Raw genomic sequence first — 19,360 nt, forward strand, 5'->3', positions numbered from 1 at the left:
GAGGTGTGGCGGTGCGGGAGCAACCGGCCGTGCGGTGCCCGGCCATCTCCGACCCCTCCCGCGGGCTGGCCGATCCGGCCGATTTCGACGGCCTGCTGGGCCGGCTCGCCTCGTCCTCGCCGGTGACCGCCCTCGAAGAGTTCGCCCGCGGGCTGGTCCGGCCCGACGGCCGGGTCGACCTGTGCAAGCAGGGCGTCGGGCCGTCCGAGGCGGCCCGCGTCGTGCGGACGGCGGCCGCCTCGCCGCACGCCCGGCACGTCCTGCTCGGCACGAACGGCCTGGGCGCCGACGGCGCTCGGGCCGTCGCGCGTGAGCTCGAGCCCGGCCACGGCATCAGCACGATCTACCTGGGCTGCAACCGGATCGACGCCGAGGGGGCGGCCGCGCTGGCGGCACGGGTGGCCACCGACACCTCGGTGCGGGCGCTCTGGCTCAAGCGCAACCCGATCGGCGACGCCGGGGTCATGGCGCTGGCCGACGCGCTGGCCCACAACACCTCGCTGCGCACGCTCGACCTCGTCAACACGGGCCTCTCGCTCGCCGGTCTCACCTATCTGGCCGACGCCCTGGCCTCCCGGCCGCCCGCGATGCAACGGCTCTTCCTCGGTGGCAACGGTCTCGGCCCGTCGGCCGTTCCCGCGCTGACCCGCCTGGTGACCGACGGCGGCGTACGCGAGCTCTATCTGGCGGTGAACAGGCTCGGCGACGCGGGCACGGCCGAGCTGGCCGAGGCCCTGGCCGGATATCCGATGGTGCTCGGGCTCGGCGGGAACGGCATCGGCACGGTCGCGCCGCTGGCCGGCAACCTCGCGGCCTGGGTGTCGCTCGACCTGGCCCGGCCGCCGTCGGAGCGCGCCCTCGGCGGGCAGCCCAACGTCGTGGGTGACACCGGCGCCTCACTGCTCGCGGCGGCCCTGCCGGGAAGCGCGTTGCGGCGTCTCGACGTGCGCTTCACCGGTGTGACCGGCCGCGGAGCGCGGGAGCTGCTCGCGGCGGCCGGCGGGCTCGACCATCTGGGCATCAACGGCGGGGTGCCCCGGCGCATGCGCCGGCTGGCGCCGAAATCCTCGACACCCCCACACTCCGACATCAGCGCGATCGTGAGCGTCTACCGATGAGCGACCTTGCCAACTGGGCCCGGATCCGGCGCTACGCGGTGCCCGCGTGGATGATCGCCGAGTGCACGGCGGCCCGGGAGCGCGGCGACTGGCGGGCCGCGTGCGCCGCGGCCGACGTCGTGGTCGGCTTCGACTCGCCCGAGGGCGTCGAGGACCTCCTGGCCGGCTTCGCGCCCGATCTGCTGCGCTGGCATCTGCCGCGAGCGCTGGGCGGCTACACGACGCTGGGCACCGATCTGTCGTACGTCCTGAGTGGAACCTCGCCGGTCGAGGCGAGAACGCTCGTGCTGGTGGTGCGGGCGCCGAAGTCGGTCCTCGGATCGCAACAGCTGGCCCTCACCGTAGCCGAGTACGGCTCGCTCGACCCGGACGAGCTGGTGCGGCTGGCGCCGTACCACTGGGACGCGCGCCACGCGGCCGACTGGCGAGCCGCGGTGAGGGCTCCGTCGAGCTGGGCCGAGGCCGGGGTCGAGGTGACTGTCGACGATGTGGGCTCGACGCCGTTCGACACGACGGTTCTCGCGCGGCTGGACCCCTTCCAGGTGGCCGTCGAGGCGCGCCGCGTGTCGGCGCTGTTCGGGCCGCGGTCGTGGGCGATCTGGTTCGATCATTACGCCCTGGCGCGGGTCGACGTCGAGGGGGACGACGTCCGCCTCACGGCCATCTCCATCGACTGGCGATCCAGCCGGGCCCGGCTCGATCAGTTGCCACGGCTCAGCGTCCAGCTCCTGAGCCTCCCGGTCGACCTCGACCTGGTGCGGAGCGGCCGGATGGCGATCGCCGGCGTTCATCCGCTCGTGCGGGAGGCGTTGTTCCTTGGCGCTGAGCCGGAGCCCCCGGCGCCGCCCGTGCCGGCCGAGCCCATCCGGGTCCACTGCCAGGGCGAGTGGCACGAGATCGGGCACGACAACGGCCGCCTCACCCTGACCCGGCACACCGCGGCCGAGGAGCAGCGGGAGCGGGCGCTGCTCGCCTTCGGCGGCGCGGTCTCGGGCTGCTTCGCCGTCTCGCAATCGTGGTCGGGAGCGACCGGCCGGCTGCCGAGGCGATTGCGGGCGATCCGTGAAGACCTGTGGCAGCAGATCATCCACGGCGGCACCCGGGCGGTCCTCGACATGCTCGACAACGGCCTCGACCCGCATCTGCGCAACAGCCGGGGGCAGACGCTGATGCACCTGGTCCGTTCGTTCGACCACGTTCGTCTGCTGCCCCGGCTGCTGTCCGAGGGTGTCGACGTCAACGGCCGCGACCGCCAGGGCAACACGCCGTTGTTCCTCGCCGTCACCCAGGCCTGGCCGGCCGGCCTGATCCGGGCCCTGGTCGACGCCGGAGCCGATCCGCGTGTGCTCAACCAGGACGAGACCTCGGTGCTCGAATATCTCGAGCAGATGCTCGAATACATGGAGCACCGCAGCGACGACTTCCGCGCCGTCGCCGAGGAACTGCTGGAGCGCGCGTGAGTTCCGGGCTGGACATCGCCGACGAGCTGCTGGCCCGGATCGGGACGTCGAGGACCGAGCCGGTCAAGGACCACCGGGCGGCCGCGCTGTCGCTCGCCGTGGCCGCCAACCTGCCGGTGCTGCTCTGGGGCGAGCCGGGCATCGGCAAGTCGGCGACCCTGGCCCAGCTCGCCGGCGGGCTGGGCGCGCCGATGGAAACGGTCATCGCCAGCGTCCACGAGCCGTCCGACTTCGCGGGCCTGCCGATCGTCGGCGACGACCCCGGTGCCGACGGCGTGCCCATGGCGCCGCCCGACTGGGCCGTGCGCCTCAAGCGGCAGGGCCGCGGCATCCTGTTCTTCGACGAGCTGTCCTCGGCGCCGCCGGCCGTGCAGGCCGCCCTGCTCCGGGTGGTCCTCGAACGCCGGGTCGGCAGCCTGACCCTGCCGCCCGCCGTGCGGATCGTGGCCGCCGCCAACCCGCCGGCCAGCGCCGCCGACGGCTGGCATCTGAGCCCGCCCCTGGCCAACCGCTTCATCCACCTGCACTGGGCGCACGACCCCCGCGTGGTGGCCCGCGGCCTGGCCGGCGTCTGGCCGAGCGTCGACGTGCCGGCGGTGTCGCTCGACCGCGCCCCGGGCGCGCTGGCCCGCGCTCGCGGCCTGATCGCCGGTTTCCTCACCGCCCGGCCCGGCCTGACCCACAACCTGCCCGCCGACGCCGACGGGCGTGGCGGGGCCTGGCCCTCCCCGCGGACGTGGGACATGGCGTTGCGCCTGCTCGTCTTCCACTTCTGCACGACGCTGGGACGGGAGGCGCTGGCCACCGCGCTGGTCGGCGCGGTCGGCGACGGCGCCGGGCTGGAGCTCATCACGTACATGGACGAGCTCGACCTGCCCGACCCCGAACGCGTGCTGGCCAACCCGTCCGCCTTCGCTCTGCCCGACCGCGGCGACCGTCAGCTGGCGTTCCTGACCGCGGTCGTGGCCGCGGTCGAGTCGTCGGTGACCCGCGAGCGCTGGGAGGCCGGGTGGGCCGTGCTGGCCAAGGCGGTCGAGGCCGGGGTGCCCGACGTGGCCGCCCGGGCGGCGTTCGACCTGGCCCGCCTGCGCGAGCCGGCGTGGCCCGTGCCGGCCTCGATCGACGCCTTCGCCGCCGTCCTGAGCGCGTCGGGAATGCTGACCGGTGCCGGCTGAGGATCTCGACCGTACGAAACTGCTGGCCGCCCGGCTGAGGGCCGCGAGCTCGCATCCCTATCTGGCGTCGGCGCTCTACAGCCTCACCGTGGTGCCGTCGGCCGAGGTGCCGACGATGGGCGTCGACAAGCACTGGCGGTGCTACGTCTCGCCCTCCTTCGTGGAAGCCACGCCGGTGCCGGAACTGGCCGCGGTCTGGGTCCATGAGGTCGCCCATCTGCTGCGCGACCACCATCGCCGGGCCGGTCTGGTCGAGGCGCCGATCCGGCACGACCACCACCGGATCAACGTGGCCCAGGACTGCGAGATCAACGACGACCTGTCGTCGCTGCCGGCCGGCGCGCTGAAACCGGCCATGTTCGGCCTGCCCGACGGGAAGCTGTTCGAGGACTACCTCGACGGGATCCCGGCCACGCCCCACCATCCGCAATGCGGGTCGGGCGCCCACGGTGTACGCATGCCCTGGGAATCTTCGTCGGCATCCCGGGTCAGCCCGGTCGAGGCGGACGCGATCCGAAGGCAGACGGCTCAGGCGATGCGGGCGCGAACGAAGGTGCCGGCAGGCTGGAAGAGGTGGGCCGAGGAGATCCTGGAGCCCACAGTTGACTGGCGGCGGGCGTTGGCCGGGGCCGTGCGCGAGGCGGCGGCGTGGGCGGCCGGGGCGGTCGACTACACATACCAGCGCCCGTCCCGCCGGGGCGCGGCGGTGCCCCGGGTCGTCCTGCCCAGCCTGCGCCGCCCGATGCCGCGCGTGGCGGTGGTCGTGGACACCTCGGGCTCGATGGGCGACGAGGAGCTCCAGGCCGTCCTGGGCGAGGTGTCCGGCATCCTGCGGGCGGTCGGGATCGGCCGCGAGCGCGTGGCCGTGCTCGCCTGCGACGCGGACGTCCACGCCGTACGGCGAGTCGCCTCGGTCGGTGAGGTGACCCTCGAAGGCGGCGGCGGCACCGACATGCGGGTGGGCATCGACCAGGCCCTCAAGGAGCGGCCGAACATCGTCATCGTCCTCACCGACGGCCACACCCCGTGGCCGCCGGCCGCGCCCGGTCAGGCCCGTGTCGTCGCCGGGCTGGTCGGCGACGACCCGCCCGAGCCGCCACGGTGGATCGAGTCGATCCGCATCCGGCCGGCTTAGGAAGGGCTCAGCGGAACCACCTCCGGGGCGCCGAGGCGGGCGGCGTCGGCGGTCTCGTCGTCCGGTTGTTCCTGCGAGCGGCGTTCGGCCTCGACCCGCAGGTGGTAGCGCTCGACCTCGCGCGCGGTCTGGTCGTGCGTCCAGCCCAGCACGCCGCCCATCAGCTCCGCCGCGATCGGGGCGGCGGCCACGCCGCGGTCGAAGGTCTCGATGGAGACGCGGGTGCGGCGGGTCAGGACGTCCTCCAGGTGGCGGGCGCCCTCGTGGGAGGCGGCGTAGACCAGTTCGGCCCGCAGGTAGTCCTCGGCGCCCTCGACCGGCGCGGCCAGCGACGGATCGGCCGCGATGAGATCGAGCACCTCGGTGACCAGCGTGCCGTAGCGGCCCAGCAGGTGCTCCACCCGGGCCACGTGCAAGCCCGAATCGGTGGCCAGCACACGGCGGCGGTTCCACAGGGCGGCGAAGCCGTCGGCGCCCAGGAGCGGGACGTCGTGGGTGCACGACGGCGGGACCGAGCGGCCCAGGTTGTGCACGCAGGCGTCCACGGCGTCCTTCGCCATCACCCGGTACGTCGTGTATTTGCCGCCGGCCACCACGACCAGGCCGGGCTGCGGGCTGCCGACCGTGTGCTCGCGGGACAGCTGCGACGTCGACTCCGACTCGCCGGACAGCAGCGGGCGCAGGCCGGCGTAGACGCCCTGCACGTCGGTGCGGCTCAGTGGGCTCGACAGCACCGAGTTCACGTGCTCCAGCAGATAGTCGATGTCGGTGCTGGACGCGGCCGGGTGGGCCTTGTCCAGGGCCCAGTCGGTGTCGGTGGTGCCGATGATCCAGTGGCGGCCCCACGGGATGACGAACAGCACGCTCTTCTCGGTGCGCAGGATCAGGCCGGTCTTCGACTGGATGCGGTCGCGCGGCACCACGAGGTGGATGCCCTTGGACGCGCGGACGTGGAACTGGCCACGTTCGCCGACCAGAGCCTGCGTGTCGTCCGTCCACACCCCGGTCGCGTTGATGACCTGCTGGGCCCGTACATCAAAGGTCTTGTCGTGCTCGAGGTCGTGGACCCGCACCCCGGTGACCCTTTCCCCCTCCCGCAGGAAACCCACGACCTCGGTCCGGGAGGCCACATGCGCCCCGTACGCGGCCGCGGTGCGGGCCAGGAACATGGTGTGCCGGGCGTCGTCGACCTGGGCGTCGTAGTACTGCAGGGCGCCGATCAGGGCGTCCTTCTTGAGCGCGGGACACTCGCGCAGGGCGCCGCGGCGGGTCAGGTTCCGGTGGCGCGGCAGGCCGCCGTTCAGCGCCAGAGTGTCGTAGAGCGTGACGCCGGTGCCCGCGTAGACGCGCTCCCAGGCGTGATGCTGCAACGGATAGAGGAACCGGACCGGCCGTACGAGATGAGGCGCCAGCCGGGTCAGCAGCAGGCCCCTTTCCCGCAGGGCCTCCCGGACCAGCGCGAAATCGAGCATCTCGAGGTAGCGCAGGCCGCCGTGGATGAGTTTGCTGGACCGGCTGGAGGTGCCCGACGCGAAGTCGCGCGCCTCCACGAGCCCGACCGCGAGGCCGCGGGTGGTGGCGTCGAGGGCGCAACCCGCGCCCACCACGCCGCCACCCACGACCAGCACGTCGAGCTCGGCGCCGGCCAGCGCGGCCAGCGCCGAGTCCCGGTACTCCGGTGACAGAGCAGTCATGATCAGTCCACGTCCACCCAGTCGAGAGTGCGCTGCACCGCCTTCTTCCATTTCTCGTAGCCCGCGTTGCGCTGTTCCTCGCTCCAGGCCGGCTGCCAGCGCTGCGACTCGTTCCAGTTGTCGCGCAGCTCGTCGGTGTTCTTCCAGAAGCCGACCGCGAGCCCGGCCGCGTAGGCGGCGCCGAGCGCGGTCGTCTCGGCCACCACCGGGCGGCTGACCGGCACGCCGAGCACGTCGGCCTGGATCTGCATGGCCAGGTTGTTGGCCGTGATGCCGCCGTCGACCTTCAGCACGTCGAGGGTGACGCCGGAGTCCTGCGCCATCGCGTCCACCACGTCACGGCTCTGGTAGCAGATGGATTCGAGCGTGGCCCGCGCGATGTGGGCGTCGGTGTTGAAGCGGGACAGCCCGACGATGGCGCCGCGGGCGTCGGAACGCCAGTACGGCGCGAACAGGCCGGAGAAGGCGGGCACGAAGTAGACGCCGCCGCTGTCCTCGACCTGCGACGCCAGCGATTCGCTCTCGGCCGCCGACTTGATGACGTGGAGCTGGTCGCGCAGCCACTGCACGGCCGAGCCGGTCACGGCGATCGAGCCCTCCAAGGCGTACACGGGTGCCGAATTTCCGAACTTGTAGCAGACGGTCGTCAGGAGGCCGTTCTCACTGCGGACGAGCTCGGTCCCGGTGTTGAGAAGCATGAAATTGCCGGTGCCGTACGTGTTCTTGGCCTCGCCCGGCGCGAAGCAGACCTGCCCGACGGTCGCCGCCTGCTGGTCGCCGAGGTCGCCGGTCAGCGGCACCTCGCCGCCGAGCGGTCCCGGCCAGCGCGCCACGCCGTAGGTGTCCGGGTCGGACGACGGCCGGATCTCCGGGAGCATCGAGCGCGGGATGTTGAAGAAGCTCAGCAGCTCGTCGTCCCACTGCAGAGATTCAAGGTCCATGAGCATCGTACGGCTGGCGTTCGTCACGTCCGTGATGTGCCGGCCGCCGTCGACGCCGCCGGTCATGTTCCACAGCAGCCAGCTGTCGGTGTTGCCGAAGATGGCGTCGCCGCGCTCGGCCGCCTCCCGCACCCCGTCGACGTTCTCCAGAATCCACTGGATCTTGCCGCCGGAGAAGTACGTGGCCGGGGGCAGGCCGGCCTTGCGGCGGATCACGTCGCCGCGGCCGTCCCGGTCGAGGGCCGAGGCGATCCGGTCGGTGCGGGTGTCCTGCCAGACGATCGCGTTGTAGTACGGCCGGCCGGTGGTCCGGTCCCACACCACCGCGGTCTCGCGCTGGTTCGTGATGCCCAGCGCGGCCAGGTCGCTGGCCTGGAGGTTCGCCTTCTGCATGGCCGTACGGACGACGGTGGTGGTCCGCTCCAGGATCTCCACCGGGTTGTGCTCGACCCAGCCCGCCTGCGGCAGGATCTGCTCGTGCTCGAGCTGGTGACGGGCGATCTCGTTCCCGCCATGATCGAAGATCATGAAACGGGTGCTGGTGGTGCCCTGATCCACGGCGCCGACGAAGTCAGCCACGGGTTGTCTCCTCCACTCTCTGGTCCGGGATGCGACCCGGCTCCTGCGGGCCATCGGCCGGCAGGAACCGCCCGATCACCACCTTGTACAGCCCGGCACCGATGAGGCCGCCGATGATCGGCGCGACGATCGGTATCCAGAAGTAGAGATACCCTGTCTGGTCGCGCCAGGCGCCTCCATAGCCGGTGAGGAAGCTGGCGAGTCGCGGGCCGAGGTCACGGGCCGGGTTGATCGCGTAGCCGGCGTTGGTGCCCCACGCCATGCCGATGGCGACCACGATGAGGCCGACGATGAACGGCGCCAGGTTCGCCTGGGGCGCCGTGTTGGCCGCGTCGGTGACGGCCAGGATCAGGAAGAGCAGGATCGCGGTGCCGATGATCTGGTCGCGGAAGGCGCCCCACTCGCCGACCGGCAGGCTACCGTTGCCGGGCAGGGTGGAGAAGACGCCCTGGGTCTTGATGGTCAGACCGGGGTCGGCCGCGTGCAGGATCTCGGTGTAGTTCCAGCGCACCAGCAGGGCCGCCACGAACGCGCCGAGGATCTGGGCGATCGAGTACGGGGCGACCTTGCGCCACTCGAAGCCCTTGAAGGCGGCGAGCGCGATGGTGACGGCCGGGTTGAGGTGGGCGCCGCTGGTGCGGGCGGCCACGTAGACGCCGAGGGTGACGCCGAGGCCCCAGGCCCAGGCGATGCTGTCATGGTCGCCGATGCCGGCTCCGGCCACCTGCGCGACGACGCCCACGCCGAAGAGGATGAGGATCATGGTCCCGGCGAACTCGGCGGCGAGCTCGCCCCATAGTCCCGGGAGTTTCAGCCTTTCTGCCATGTGCCCTCCTTGGAAGATGCTCCGGACGCTAGGTAGCCGGGGGAGCACGGGCAATGACGGCCGTTCGACAATGCCGAACATTAGTCACAGTGGATGTTCACGTGGTGGCATAGAGTCGGCAATGTGCCCGGAACAGTGCAATCCATCGAGCGGGCCGCCGCCGTGCTGCGCCTGCTCGCCGGAGAGTCCGGTGGATCGGGGCACCTGAGCCTGGGCGAGATCGCCCGCTCGCTCGACCTGGCCAAGCCCACCACGCACGGCATCCTGGCCACCCTGCGCCACGTCGGCTTCGTCGAACAGGACCGGCTCTCCGGGCACTACCGGCTCGGCTCGGCCCTGCTCCAGCTCGGCCACGGCCATCTCGACGTCAACGAGCTGCGCTCGCACGCCATCAACTGGGCCGACCCGCTGGCCGCGCGCAGCGGCGAGGCGGTCCGCGTCGGCACGATCCACGACGGACAGGTCCTCGTCGTCCACCACGTCTTCCGCCCCGACGACACGTTCCAGACCCTCGACGTCGGCAGCCTGCTGCCCCTGCACGCAACCGCGCTGGGCAAGGTGCTGCTGGCCTACCGTTCCTCCGGTCTTTCCGATCTGCCCCGTTTCACCCGCCGCACCATCCGCTCCCTTCCCGCGCTCGAGGTCGAGCTGGCGCGGGTGCGCGAGACGGGCTGGAGCCTGGAGATCGAGGAGATGACGCCCGGCACCGCCGCCGTGGCGGCGCCCATCCGCGGCTCCGGCGGCCTGGTCGTCGGCGCGGTCGGCATCAGCGGCCTCGTCGAGCGGATCTGCGACAGCCACTACCGCCCGCATCAGCACCTCGTCGCCCTCGTCCGGGAGGCGGCCCGCGCCATCTCGCGCGATCTCGGAGCCGCCCGGCGCTGACACGTTTCTGGGGAGGGAACCATGACCGAGCGTTACGTAGTCGCCATCGACCAGGGCACCACGTCCACCCGGTGCATCGTCTTCGATCGCCGTGGCCGGCTCGTCTCCCTGGCCCAGCACGAGCACAAGCAGTATTACCCCAAGCCCGGCTGGGTGGAGCACGACGCCGCCGAGATCTGGCGCAACGTCGAGAAGCTGGCGCCCGAGGCCCTGCGCAACGCCGGCATCACCGAGGAGCAGGTGGCCGCGGTCGGCATCGCCAACCAGCGCGAGACCACCCTGCTCTGGGAGCGCGACACCGGTGTGCCGGTCGGCCACGCGATCGTCTGGCAGGACACCAGGACCGACGATCTCGTACGGGACCTGCTCGGCGCCGAGGGCGCGAAAACGGTCGAACACGACTCGGGCCTGCCGATTGCCACGTACTTCTCCGGCCCGCGCGTGCGATGGATGCTCGACCAGCGCCCCGAGCTGCGCGAACGCGCCGAACGGGGCGAGATCCTGTTCGGCACCATGGAGACCTGGCTGATCTGGAAGCTCACCGGCGGCCTGCACGTCACCGACGTCACCAACGCCAGCCGCACGATGCTGCTCGACGTGCACAGCCTCGACTGGTCGCCGGCCGCCCTCGCCTTCTTCGGCGTCCCGAGGGCCATGCTGCCCGAGATCCGGCCCTCGGTCGGTGTGTTCGGCACGGCCGTCGCGGGCTTTCCGGGTGTACGCATCGGGGCCGCCCTCGGCGATCAGCAGGCCGCCCTGTTCGGGCAGACGTGTTTCTCGCCGGGTGAGGCCAAATGCACGTACGGAACCGGAAGCTTTTTGCTCCTGAACACGGGCCAGGAGCTGGTGCGCTCGACGCACGGGCTGCTCAGCACGGTCGCTTATCAGATCGAGGGCGGGCAGGCGGCGTACGCCCTGGAGGGCTCCATCGCCATCACCGGCTCACTGGTGCAGTGGTTCCGCGACCAGCTCGAACTGATCGCCAGCGCGCCCGAGATCGAGACGCTGGCCCGCACGGTCGCCGACAACGGAGGGTGCTACATCGTGCCGGCGTTCTCCGGCCTGTACGCACCGTACTGGCGCAGCGAGGCACGGGGAGTGATCGTGGGCCTCACGTCGTACATCACGAAGGGTCACCTGGCCCGGGCCGTGCTGGAGGCGACCGCTTGGCAGACCCGCGAGGTGGTGGACGCGATGAACGCCGACTCCGGCCTCGACCTGACGACGCTGCGTGTCGACGGCGGCATGACGGCCGACAATCTGCTCATGCAGTCCATAGCCGATGTTCTCGACGTTCCGGTGGTACGCCCTCTGGCCGCCGAGACGGTCTCGTTGGGCGCCGCCTACGCAGCCGGCCTGGCCGTCGACTACTGGCCCGACCTGGAGGGACTGCGGCAGAACTGGCACCGGGCGGCGCAGTGGCTGCCCACCATGGACCCCCAGGTGCGGACCGCCGAGTACCGCAACTGGCAGCGCGCGGTGGAGCGTACCTTCGACTGGACACGCCCTTCTTGACCTTGGGGGAGACATGGACGAGCCCGTCCAGCGCGCGCTCGACGCGGCCAACGCGAACGACATCGACGCCTTCCTGGCCGCCTTCACCGCCGACGGTGTGGTCGACGACTGGGGGCGGGAGTTCCGCGGCGCCTCGGCCATCCGGGGCTGGAGCGACGGCGAGTTCATCGGCAAGCAGGTCTCGCTGAAGGTCACCGACGTCAGCCGGCGGGGCGCCGACACGACGATCACGGCCGAGGTCGGCGGGAACGGCTTCAACGGTCCGAGCCACTTCACGTTCCGTGTTGTCGGATCACGGATCTCCCGGATGACGATCCGGGCCTGAGGTAGGGCTAGGTATACCCCCAACCGGGGGCCTGGCATCACTGCGCCGCCCGGGCCCGCCCCGGCAGGCTGATCCCCATGTCGCACACCGTAAGCCGACGCCTGTTCCTCGGTGGCGCTGCCGCCGCCGGCGTGGCCGCCACCCTGCCGTCGCCTGCTCCCGCCGCCGCCCGCCCCGTCGACGACGACCTGATCGCCCTGCGCCGCGACCTGCACGCCCATCCCGAGGGCCCCGGCCAGGAGGAGCGGACCGCCGCGGTGGTGGCCCGCCGCCTCCGGGCGGCCGGTCTCGACGTCACCACGGGCGTGGGCGGCCACGGCGTCGTCGCGCTCCTGCGCGGCGACCGCCCGTGCCGCACTGTCGCCTACCGCGCCGACATGGACGCCGTCCCACCGTCCGACCAGATCGGCGGCGTGGCCACGCCCGCCCACTTCTGCGGCCACGACCTGCACACCACGATCGGCGTCGGCATCGCCACCACCCTGGCCCGGCGCTCCTTCGCGGGCACGGTCGCCTTCGTCTTCCAGCCGGCCGAAGAGTCCCTGACCGGCGCGGCCGCCATGCTGGCCGACGGCGTCCTCGACCTCATCCGCGCCTCCGAGATCCATGCCCTGCACTGCGGCCCGTTCCCGGTCGGCGACTTCGCGGTGACCCCCGGCACCGGCCTGCCCGGTCAGGACCGGGGATTCGTCACCCTTCCGACTGCCGAGGCCGCAACGGCGCTGGCCGCCGACATCAACTCCTTGAGCACCGTTGCCCGCCCGGCCACGCCCCGAGACCTCTCGCGCCTGATCGCCGACATCCAGAAACCGGACGGCCCGCTGGCCCGTTCCGTCGTCGCCCAGGCCCGCGCGACCGGAAACGAGGTGCAGTTCTCCTACCGCTGCTGGCCCGCCTCACGCCACCCCGCCATCCGCGCGAAGATCACCGAACGGGCCGGCACCGCCGTCACGTTCCCCTCTGACCCGTTCCCCGCCATGGTGTGCCCCCGGCCCGAGGGCGAGGCCTTGAAACGTCATCTCCAGCGCACGCTCGGCCCCTCCCGGGTCCGCACCATCCACGCCGCGCTGCCGTTCAGCGGTGAGGACTTCGCGCTGTTCCTGGACCACCTCCCCGGCACATACACGTTCCTGGGCGTCCGGCGCCCCCGCTCGGGCATAGAGACCAGCTACCCGCACTTCGCCACCTTCGACCCCGACGAGCGGGCCATCGCCCACGGCGTCCGCGCCATGTCGGCCTGGCTCACCACCCGCGCCGCAGCCGTGTGATCCATGCCCTTGCCCGCGCCGCCAGTTGCCGCTTGGGTCAGCGGATGACGCAGACCCGGCTGGCAGTGATCACCGGCGCGGGCCGGGGCCTCGGCGCGGCCCTGACCACCCGCCTGGCCGACGAGGGCTGGGAGGTCGTGGCCTGCGTACGCACCGAGACCGCCGGCCGTGACCGGGTCCGCCTGGTCCACCAGGACGTCCGGGAACCGGTCGGCCCCGGCCTGCTCGCGGCCGTCGGCGGCCGCCCGGTCGACGCCCTGATCAACAACGCCGGCATCGGAGCGCCGGCCCGCCCCTTGGAGAGCACCGACCCGCAGACCATCCTCGACACGGTCGACGTCAACGTGGCCGGCCCGCTGCGCCTGGCTCAGGCCCTGCTGCCCGGCCTGCTCGCCGCCCCGGCCCCGCTGATCGTCAACGTGACGTCCCGGCTGGGCTCCCTCTCGGCCCAGGCCGCCGGCGCCTTCGCCGACCGCCGGACCAGCTACGCGTACCGGATCTCGAAGGCCGCCCAGAACATGCTCACCATCGCCCTGGCCGCCGAACTGGCCGGCCGGGTCCGCTGCTGGGCCGTCCACCCCGGAGCCTTGACCACCGCCATGGGCGCCGCCGACGCCACCACCCCGGCCACGCTCGCCGCCGAGCGCCTGGCCCGCCTGCTGGACAGCACCGACCCCGAGTCGCCCCGCTACCTGTCCCTGGACGGCCCCGACCTGACCTGGTGACATCCGCCAAGCGGGCGGCACAATGGACGGCGTGCGCAGGAGCTTCGCCGCGGCCGGCAGCGCGGTCTTCTTCGCCCTGGCCCCGGGAACAGTGGCCGCCCTGGTGCCCTGGCTGCTGACCGGCTGGCACGTCGGCGCCCCGTTCGCGCACTGGCTGCCGGCCCGGCTCCTGGGCGTGCTGATCCTGCTGGCCGGAACGGCCTTCCTGATCCAGGCCTTCATCCGTTTCGTGGTCGAGGGCCTCGGCACCCCCGCGCCGACCGCGCCGCCCACCCACCTGGTGGTGGGCGGCGTGTACCGCTACGTCCGCAACCCGATGTACCTGGCGGTCACAGCGGCCATTCTCGGCCAGTCCCTGCTGTTGTGGCGCCCGGTCCTGCTCGTCTACGCCGCTTTGGCCACGGCCGCCATGGTCGCGTTCGTCATCGCCTACGAGCAGCCGGCCCTGACACGCCGCTTCGGCACCGAGTACACGACCTACCGCCAGGCCGTCCCCGGTTGGTGGCCCCGCCTGACCCCGTGGCGCGGCGACCCTCACTGAAGCGCGCGCCCGCTCATCCCAGCGCCTCCGCCTCACTGGGCGTCGCGGTTGTCGGGCTTGCGGTGCCTTCGCCTCACTGGGCGTCGCGGTTGTCGGGCTTGCGGCGCCCTCATCTTCTGGTCGGAGGCCGTGTCACCCCTCCTCAGCCGGCCTTATGCGTTTCGGCGTGCTGGTGAAGGGCGTAAGGTCCGCGATCGTGCCGGTGGACGTGTTGTGGTCCCGATCGTTGCATCTCCGTTCGGGCGCGCTGGCGGCGTCGGCCGGGTTGGTCGTCGTGGCGGAGCGGCACTCGAGGTTGGCCGGCCTGGACGCGCGGGACGGCGAGCTGCTCTGGGAGCAGCGCGTCGAGGGATCCTGGGGCACGGTCGTCATCGCGGGCGAGCGGTGCTTCCATCTGAGCCAGCGCGGCACGCTCGACTGCCTCGACCTCCGGAGCGGACGTCGGCTGTGGTCGGTGACCGGCCTCGGGTTCAGCCGCTATGTCACGGCTTGCGGCGACTCGGTCTTCACCGGCGGCTGGCGGGGTTACGAGCCACTGACGCGGCTGTCACTCGCCGACGGAAGCCGCCTTCCGCTGGCCGACGCCCCGACCGACGCCTTGTCATGGCCGGCGGCGCTGGATCCGGCGTCCGGCTTTCCTACAGGGGGCCTTCCGCCAGCGGGTCTTGCGGCGTCCGGCCTTGCGGCGGGCCTTCCGGCGGCGGGTCTTGCGGCGTCCGGCCTTGCGGCGGGCCTTCCGGCGGCGGGTCTTGCGGCGTCCGGCTTTGCGGCGGCGGGCCTTCCGGGGGTCGGCCTTTCGGCGGTCGGCCTTTCGGGCGCGCCGGCGGGGCGGGGCGCGGCACTTCTGGTTGCGGCGGCTGAGCGGGCCGTGCTGCTCCTGCTGGGGGGCTCCGGCGTACTCCTCGGGGAAATCGGTCTTCCGGATCCTGTGCGTTCTCCGGATGGCGGGCGTGCGTTCGGTGTCGACGATGACGGTCGTGTCGTCTTTGTCAGTGGGGCGCGTACGGTCATGGCGTTCGACATCCGGCGGGGTGTGGACGTGCTGTGGCGCCATTCGCGGGATCTCGCGGCGCTGCCGCCAGTGATCGGCGGGGGCACGATGTGGCTGGTGGACGAAGGCGGCGTCGCCGTGGTCGACCTGGACGGCGGAACCGTCGGCCACCGCCTGCTCCAAGGCGTGGCCGGGCCGGGGATCCTCGTCACCGGCCGGGCGCTGTTCAGCGTGCGGGACGGCTCGGTCGTCGCCGTCGGACCGGACGGCGAGCCGACCGGTCTGCTCCGCGTTCCGTCGGGGATCGACCGGATGATCGCCGGGGACGACGGAGTGTTCCACGTGCTCGGCCAGGGGCGGCTCATGACGTGTGCGCTGCCCGGCTCGTAGCTGACCGCGGCCGCTCGGTCGTGCAGCAGCAGGGAGTCGAGGGACTCGTGCCTGGGGGAGCGCATCCGCTGGGCCTGATGGCCGGTGACCAGCAGGGCGGTGCAGATCAGCACGGCCAGCGCGGCCGTCGCGGTCAGGATCGCGCGGTTGGTGGTGTGCCGGAGGCAGTGCAACAGGACCAGGTGCAGCGCGAGCACGAGCGCGCCGACGCCCAGCGTGGTGAGAGGGCCGTGCGAGGCCGGCATTTCGGTGGTGCCGGAAGCGGGGGTGCCGTGCGTCTCCCAGGACAGGACCGCCAGACCGGTCAGGACGATGCCGGTCAACACCAGCGGTTTACACGGGCCCACTTCGTCGTTCACATAACGAATCAACGCCGTTCAGCCCGTCCATCGGCGGATTTTGACGGTCCTCTAACGGCCGCTACGAGTTTTTTGACGGCGTTATGATGGGATGTGCCGGTGACCACAGATCCGACGCTCGACCGCATCGGCGAGGCGGTCGCGCGGCACCACGGCCAAGGTGACCGGGACGGGGCGCGCGAGATGTTCGCGCGGATCTGGGTGGATATCGGCGGTGAGCGCGGCGACCCGCTGCACGTGTGCGTTCTTGCGCATTCGGCCGCCGACGTGCAGGACGACGTCCGTCAGGAGCTTCTGTGGGACGAGCGCGCCCTGACCGCGGCCGCCCGGCTCACCGACGAGCGGGTGGCCGAGGCGGGTGTGCCGATGACGGTGGCCGCCCTGTATCCGTCGCTGCATCTCAGCCTGGCCGACTGCCACCGCCGCCTCGGCGACCTCGACCTCGCCCGCGAACACCTCCAGCAGGCGCGCGAGAGGATGAGCCCGCTCGGCGACACCGACTACGGACGGCTGATCAGGGACGGTCTGGATCGGATGACCCAGCAGCTGAGCTCCCCGTGACATTCAGACGGTGCGCTGCCACGTCGGGGTAGAGGACGGCCGGGCCGGGCTCTTCTCGCGCTGTCGCTCCGGGCGAGAGGGGATGCCTGCTGGCTGGTAGTCGGGAGTGGGCGCTGGCCTCGATGACACCCGGGCCGGCGAGGACGAGGGTAACTGGCATGTCGACGACCACTCTTGCGCGAAGCGAGGCGACACCCCAGCGACTCCGGTCCGCCGTGCGGACGACCTTTGACACGGCTCGGGCCGAGGCTCTGTTCGCGTCGCGGCTTCAGCCCTCCGACCAGCCCTCGCCGGCCCAGGTGCGGGCCGCGATCACGGTGACGCTCCACGCGCTGGGCATCCGGGGGTGCGCGGCTCACCTGGCCGGTGAGGCCGGCGAGCACCCGGAAGCGGCGGCCCGGCGGATGAGCTGGGCGATCGCGGTCATTCGCTCGATGTGACCACCGCCTTGCGCACCTTGACGCGCAGGTGCTTCATCAGCGGCTGGCCGCTCTGCGGGCTGTAGTCGCCGGCCGCGCACAACACGTTCATCTCCGGCATGTAGCCCGCGGCGTTTCCCGGCGGAATGTCGTACGCCACCGCGCGATAGCCGTAGACGCTGCGGGTGGTGCCGTCCTTGGCGTACGACGTCACATCCACCCGATCGAACTCGGACAGCCCGAGCCGCCGCATGTCGTCGCGGTTGAGGAAGACGGCGGTGCGCAGGTTCCTCAAACCGCGGTAGCGGTCGTTGTCCGAATAGACCGTGGTGTTCCACTGGTCGTGCGAGCGCATCGTCCCCAGCATCAGGCAGCCGTCGCCGGGGTCGAGGGCCGGCAGGCCGCTGTCGGAGAACGCGGCCCGGCCGGTCGGTGTCAGCCACACCCGCTCGCGCGCCGGCTGCCGGAGGCGGAAGCCGTGCGGCTGCCGCGCCCGGTGGTTCACGCCCTCGAAGCCGTCGAGCACCCGGGCCATCGTGTCGCGAATGCGGTCATAGTCCGCGATGTACGCCTTCCATGGCGTACGGCTGCCGGGAAGTGAAGCCTGCGCCAGCCCGGCGATGATGGCCGGCTCGGAGAGCAGGCCCGGCGACGCCGGCCGGCGATGGCCCCGGGACGCGTGGACCATGCTCATCGAGTCCTCCACCGTGATCACCTGCTCGCCCGACGCCTGGAGGTCACGCTCGGTGCGGCCCAGGCACGGCAGGATCAGCGCGTCCGCGCCATGGACCAGATGGCTTCGGTTCAGCTTGGTGCTGACGTGCACGGTGAGTGAGCACTGGCGGAGACCCGAGATGGTGTACGCCGTGTCGGGCGCCGCCATCGCGAAGTTGCCGCCCATGCCGACGAAGACTTTCACCCGGCCCTCGTTCATGGCCTGGAGCGTGGCGACCGTATCGAGCCCGTGCTCACGCGGCGGATCGATCTCGCAGACCTCGGCCAGCCTGTCGAGGAAGGCGGGGGAGGGGCGATGGTCGATGCCGCAGGTCCGGTTGCCCTGCACGTTGCTGTGCCCGCGGATCGGGCACGGGCCGGCGCCCTCGCGCCCGATGTTGCCGCGCAGCAGCAACAGGTTCACGATCTCACGGACCGTGTCGACGCCGTGGTCCTGCTGGGTGACGCCGAGACACCACGAGACGATGGCGCGGTTGGCCGCGATGTAACCGTCCGCGAGCGTACGGATGGTCGCCTCGTCCACGCCGGACGCCTCGACGATCTCGTCCCACGAGGCGCCGGCGCACCGCGCCCGATAGGTGGCCACGCCCGTCGTGTGGCGGGCCAGGAACTCGTGGTCGAGGGCGTCCCGCTCGAACACCACCTTGGCCACGCCGCGCACGAGGGCCAGGTCGCCGCCGATGCGCGGCTGCACGTCCATGCTGCCGGTCGGCGTCGACCGGAACGTGCCCATCGCGACGAACTCGTGCGGCACGATGGTGCGCCGCGACGCGGCCTCGACCAGCGGGTTGATGTGGACGATGTTGGCGCCTCGCTGGTACGCGTCGGAGAGCGCCGTCAGCATGCGGGGCGCGTTGGACGCCGCGTTGACGCCCATGACCCAGATGAGGTCGGCCTTCTCCCAGTCGGTGATGTCGACAGTGCCCTTGCCGGTGCCGATCGACGCCGTCAGCGCGCGGCCGCTCGCCTCGTGGCACATGTTCGAGCAGTCGGGCAGATTGTTCGTGCCGAACTCGCGCACCCACAGCTGATAGAGGAAGGTGGCCTCGTTGGCCAGCCGCCCGGAGGTGTAGAAAGCGGCCTCATCAGGGCTGGACAGCGCCCGCAGATGTTGCCCGGCCAGGGCGAACGCGTCGTCCCAGCCGATCGGCACATATTTGTCGGTGGCCGCGTCGTAGCGCATCGGCTCGGTGAGCCGGCCCTGGTTCTCCAGGGCGTAGTCGCTCCAGCCCGACAGCTCGGTCACGGTGTGCCCGGCGAAGAACGCCCGGTCCGTACGCTTGCCGGTCATCTCCCACGTGACGTGCTTGACGCCGTTCTCACACAGGTCGAGATGAAGCCCTTTCGGGTCGTCGGGCCACGCGCAGCCGGGGCAGTCGAAGCCGCCCTTCTCCTGGTTCATCTTCAGCATCGCCCGCACACCGGTGACCGGCTCGCGGCTGCGCGCCAGCACCTGGCCCACCGACCGCGCCGCACCCCACCCCGCCGACGGGTGTGTGTAGTCGCGCTGGGCGACCACGCCGTCGCCACCCGGCCCGCACCCGGGCGCCGCCGAACCGGGCGCGCCCCGGCCCCTCAACTCGTCCATATCTACTAGACAACGGGCGCGACCGAAACGCTGCATAGGGCCGCCGTCACATCGTCGCGACCGAAGTTGATCAAGAACCTGGTCAGGATGTTCCCCAGATTTCAAACCTGCGGATCGTCACACCCGACGT

Annotated in this window: 17 protein-coding genes; 13 read left to right on the forward strand and 4 right to left on the reverse strand. The window is 71.8% G+C overall.

Annotated elements, in window-relative coordinates:
* Positions 1–11 precede the first annotated feature (11 nt).
* Genes ACFY36_RS46110 through ACFY36_RS46125 form a run of 4 tightly spaced genes read left to right on the forward strand, consistent with a single transcriptional unit; the run spans position 12 to position 4,888 of the window.
* Complete coding sequence (locus ACFY36_RS46110) at positions 12–1,118, forward strand: leucine-rich repeat domain-containing protein (RefSeq protein WP_499752273.1); 1,107 nt, start codon at positions 12–14, stop codon at positions 1,116–1,118.
* Positions 1,115–2,578 (forward strand): ankyrin repeat domain-containing protein, encoded by a 1,464-nt coding sequence (locus ACFY36_RS46115; protein ID WP_499752274.1) that lies wholly within the window; start codon positions 1,115–1,117, stop codon positions 2,576–2,578. Before ACFY36_RS46110 ends, ACFY36_RS46115 begins: the two co-directional genes overlap by 4 nt.
* Positions 2,575–3,753, forward strand: coding sequence for an AAA family ATPase (locus tag ACFY36_RS46120; RefSeq protein WP_499752275.1), 1,179 nt, complete (start codon positions 2,575–2,577; stop codon positions 3,751–3,753). Before ACFY36_RS46115 ends, ACFY36_RS46120 begins: the two co-directional genes overlap by 4 nt.
* Complete coding sequence (locus ACFY36_RS46125) at positions 3,743–4,888, forward strand: vWA domain-containing protein (RefSeq protein WP_499752276.1); 1,146 nt, start codon at positions 3,743–3,745, stop codon at positions 4,886–4,888. Before ACFY36_RS46120 ends, ACFY36_RS46125 begins: the two co-directional genes overlap by 11 nt.
* Here the strand turns inward: ACFY36_RS46125 and ACFY36_RS46130 are convergent.
* Genes ACFY36_RS46130 through ACFY36_RS46140 form a run of 3 tightly spaced genes read right to left on the reverse strand, consistent with a single transcriptional unit; the run spans position 4,885 to position 8,928 of the window.
* Positions 4,885–6,588: a glycerol-3-phosphate dehydrogenase/oxidase gene (locus ACFY36_RS46130; RefSeq protein WP_499752423.1), complete on the reverse strand. Its 1,704-nt coding sequence runs from the start codon at positions 6,586–6,588 to the stop codon at positions 4,885–4,887. The genes ACFY36_RS46125 and ACFY36_RS46130 overlap by 4 nt on opposite strands.
* Positions 6,585–8,102, reverse strand: coding sequence for a glycerol kinase GlpK (gene glpK, locus ACFY36_RS46135; RefSeq protein WP_499752277.1), 1,518 nt, complete (start codon positions 8,100–8,102; stop codon positions 6,585–6,587). Before glpK (ACFY36_RS46135) ends, ACFY36_RS46130 begins: the two co-directional genes overlap by 4 nt.
* Positions 8,095–8,928, reverse strand: a complete 834-nt coding sequence (locus tag ACFY36_RS46140) for an MIP/aquaporin family protein (protein ID WP_499752278.1) — start codon at positions 8,926–8,928, stop codon at positions 8,095–8,097. The genes glpK (ACFY36_RS46135) and ACFY36_RS46140 overlap by 8 nt, the downstream gene beginning before the upstream one ends.
* A 123-nt stretch (positions 8,929–9,051) precedes the next feature.
* Between ACFY36_RS46140 and ACFY36_RS46145 the strand changes: the two genes are divergently transcribed.
* From ACFY36_RS46145 to ACFY36_RS46185, 9 genes are all read left to right on the forward strand, one after another.
* Positions 9,052–9,813 (forward strand): IclR family transcriptional regulator, encoded by a 762-nt coding sequence (locus tag ACFY36_RS46145; protein WP_499752279.1) that lies wholly within the window; start codon positions 9,052–9,054, stop codon positions 9,811–9,813.
* Between the two features lie 21 nt (positions 9,814–9,834).
* A complete protein-coding gene (gene glpK / locus ACFY36_RS46150; RefSeq protein WP_499752280.1) occupies positions 9,835–11,328 on the forward strand; it encodes a glycerol kinase GlpK in 1,494 nt (497 codons plus the stop codon).
* A gap of 13 nt (positions 11,329–11,341) precedes the next feature.
* Positions 11,342–11,653 carry a nuclear transport factor 2 family protein gene (locus ACFY36_RS46155; RefSeq protein WP_499752281.1) on the forward strand — a complete coding sequence of 104 codons (312 nt, stop codon included), beginning with the start codon at positions 11,342–11,344 and terminating at the stop codon, positions 11,651–11,653.
* Between the two features lie 77 nt (positions 11,654–11,730).
* Entirely contained in the window at positions 11,731–12,921 is a 1,191-nt protein-coding gene (locus ACFY36_RS46160; RefSeq protein ID WP_499752282.1) for a M20 metallopeptidase family protein, read from the forward strand.
* Between the two features lie 44 nt (positions 12,922–12,965).
* A complete protein-coding gene (locus tag ACFY36_RS46165; protein ID WP_499752283.1) occupies positions 12,966–13,646 on the forward strand; it encodes an SDR family NAD(P)-dependent oxidoreductase in 681 nt (226 codons plus the stop codon).
* 31 nt (positions 13,647–13,677) lie between these two features.
* The gene (locus ACFY36_RS46170; RefSeq protein ID WP_499752284.1) at positions 13,678–14,187 is read left to right on the forward strand and encodes a methyltransferase family protein; all 510 of its coding nucleotides are present in this window, start codon (positions 13,678–13,680) and stop codon (positions 14,185–14,187) included.
* Between the two features lie 196 nt (positions 14,188–14,383).
* Positions 14,384–15,568, forward strand: coding sequence for an outer membrane protein assembly factor BamB family protein (locus tag ACFY36_RS46175; protein ID WP_499752285.1), 1,185 nt, complete (start codon positions 14,384–14,386; stop codon positions 15,566–15,568).
* A 458-nt stretch (positions 15,569–16,026) separates the two neighbouring features.
* Positions 16,027–16,488 carry a tetratricopeptide repeat protein gene (locus ACFY36_RS46180; RefSeq protein WP_499752286.1) on the forward strand — a complete coding sequence of 154 codons (462 nt, stop codon included), beginning with the start codon at positions 16,027–16,029 and terminating at the stop codon, positions 16,486–16,488.
* Positions 16,489–16,703: 215 nt separating this feature from the next.
* Positions 16,704–16,928 (forward strand): hypothetical protein, encoded by a 225-nt coding sequence (locus ACFY36_RS46185; RefSeq protein WP_499752287.1) that lies wholly within the window; start codon positions 16,704–16,706, stop codon positions 16,926–16,928.
* Here ACFY36_RS46185 and ACFY36_RS46190 read toward each other — a convergent pair.
* Complete coding sequence (locus ACFY36_RS46190; RefSeq protein ID WP_499752288.1) at positions 16,912–19,230, reverse strand: FdhF/YdeP family oxidoreductase; 2,319 nt, start codon at positions 19,228–19,230, stop codon at positions 16,912–16,914. The genes ACFY36_RS46185 and ACFY36_RS46190 overlap by 17 nt on opposite strands.
* Positions 19,231–19,360 lie beyond the last annotated feature (130 nt).

It is taken from the genome of Actinoplanes sp. NPDC000266 (assembly GCF_042899005.1).
Classification (GTDB): domain Bacteria; phylum Actinomycetota; class Actinomycetes; order Mycobacteriales; family Micromonosporaceae; genus Actinoplanes.

Coding starts and splice junctions, on each gene's coding strand:
- ACFY36_RS46115 (WP_499752274.1), top strand. CDS start 1,115: ATGAGCGACCTTGCCAACTGGGCCCGGATCCGGCGCTACGCGGTGCCC.
- ACFY36_RS46140 (WP_499752278.1), bottom strand. CDS start 8,928: ATGGCAGAAAGGCTGAAACTCCCGGGACTATGGGGCGAGCTCGCCGCC.
- glpK (WP_499752280.1), top strand. CDS start 9,835: ATGACCGAGCGTTACGTAGTCGCCATCGACCAGGGCACCACGTCCACC.
- ACFY36_RS46155 (WP_499752281.1), top strand. CDS start 11,342: ATGGACGAGCCCGTCCAGCGCGCGCTCGACGCGGCCAACGCGAACGAC.
- ACFY36_RS46160 (WP_499752282.1), top strand. CDS start 11,731: ATGTCGCACACCGTAAGCCGACGCCTGTTCCTCGGTGGCGCTGCCGCC.
- ACFY36_RS46165 (WP_499752283.1), top strand. CDS start 12,966: ATGACGCAGACCCGGCTGGCAGTGATCACCGGCGCGGGCCGGGGCCTC.
- ACFY36_RS46190 (WP_499752288.1), bottom strand. CDS start 19,230: ATGGACGAGTTGAGGGGCCGGGGCGCGCCCGGTTCGGCGGCGCCCGGG.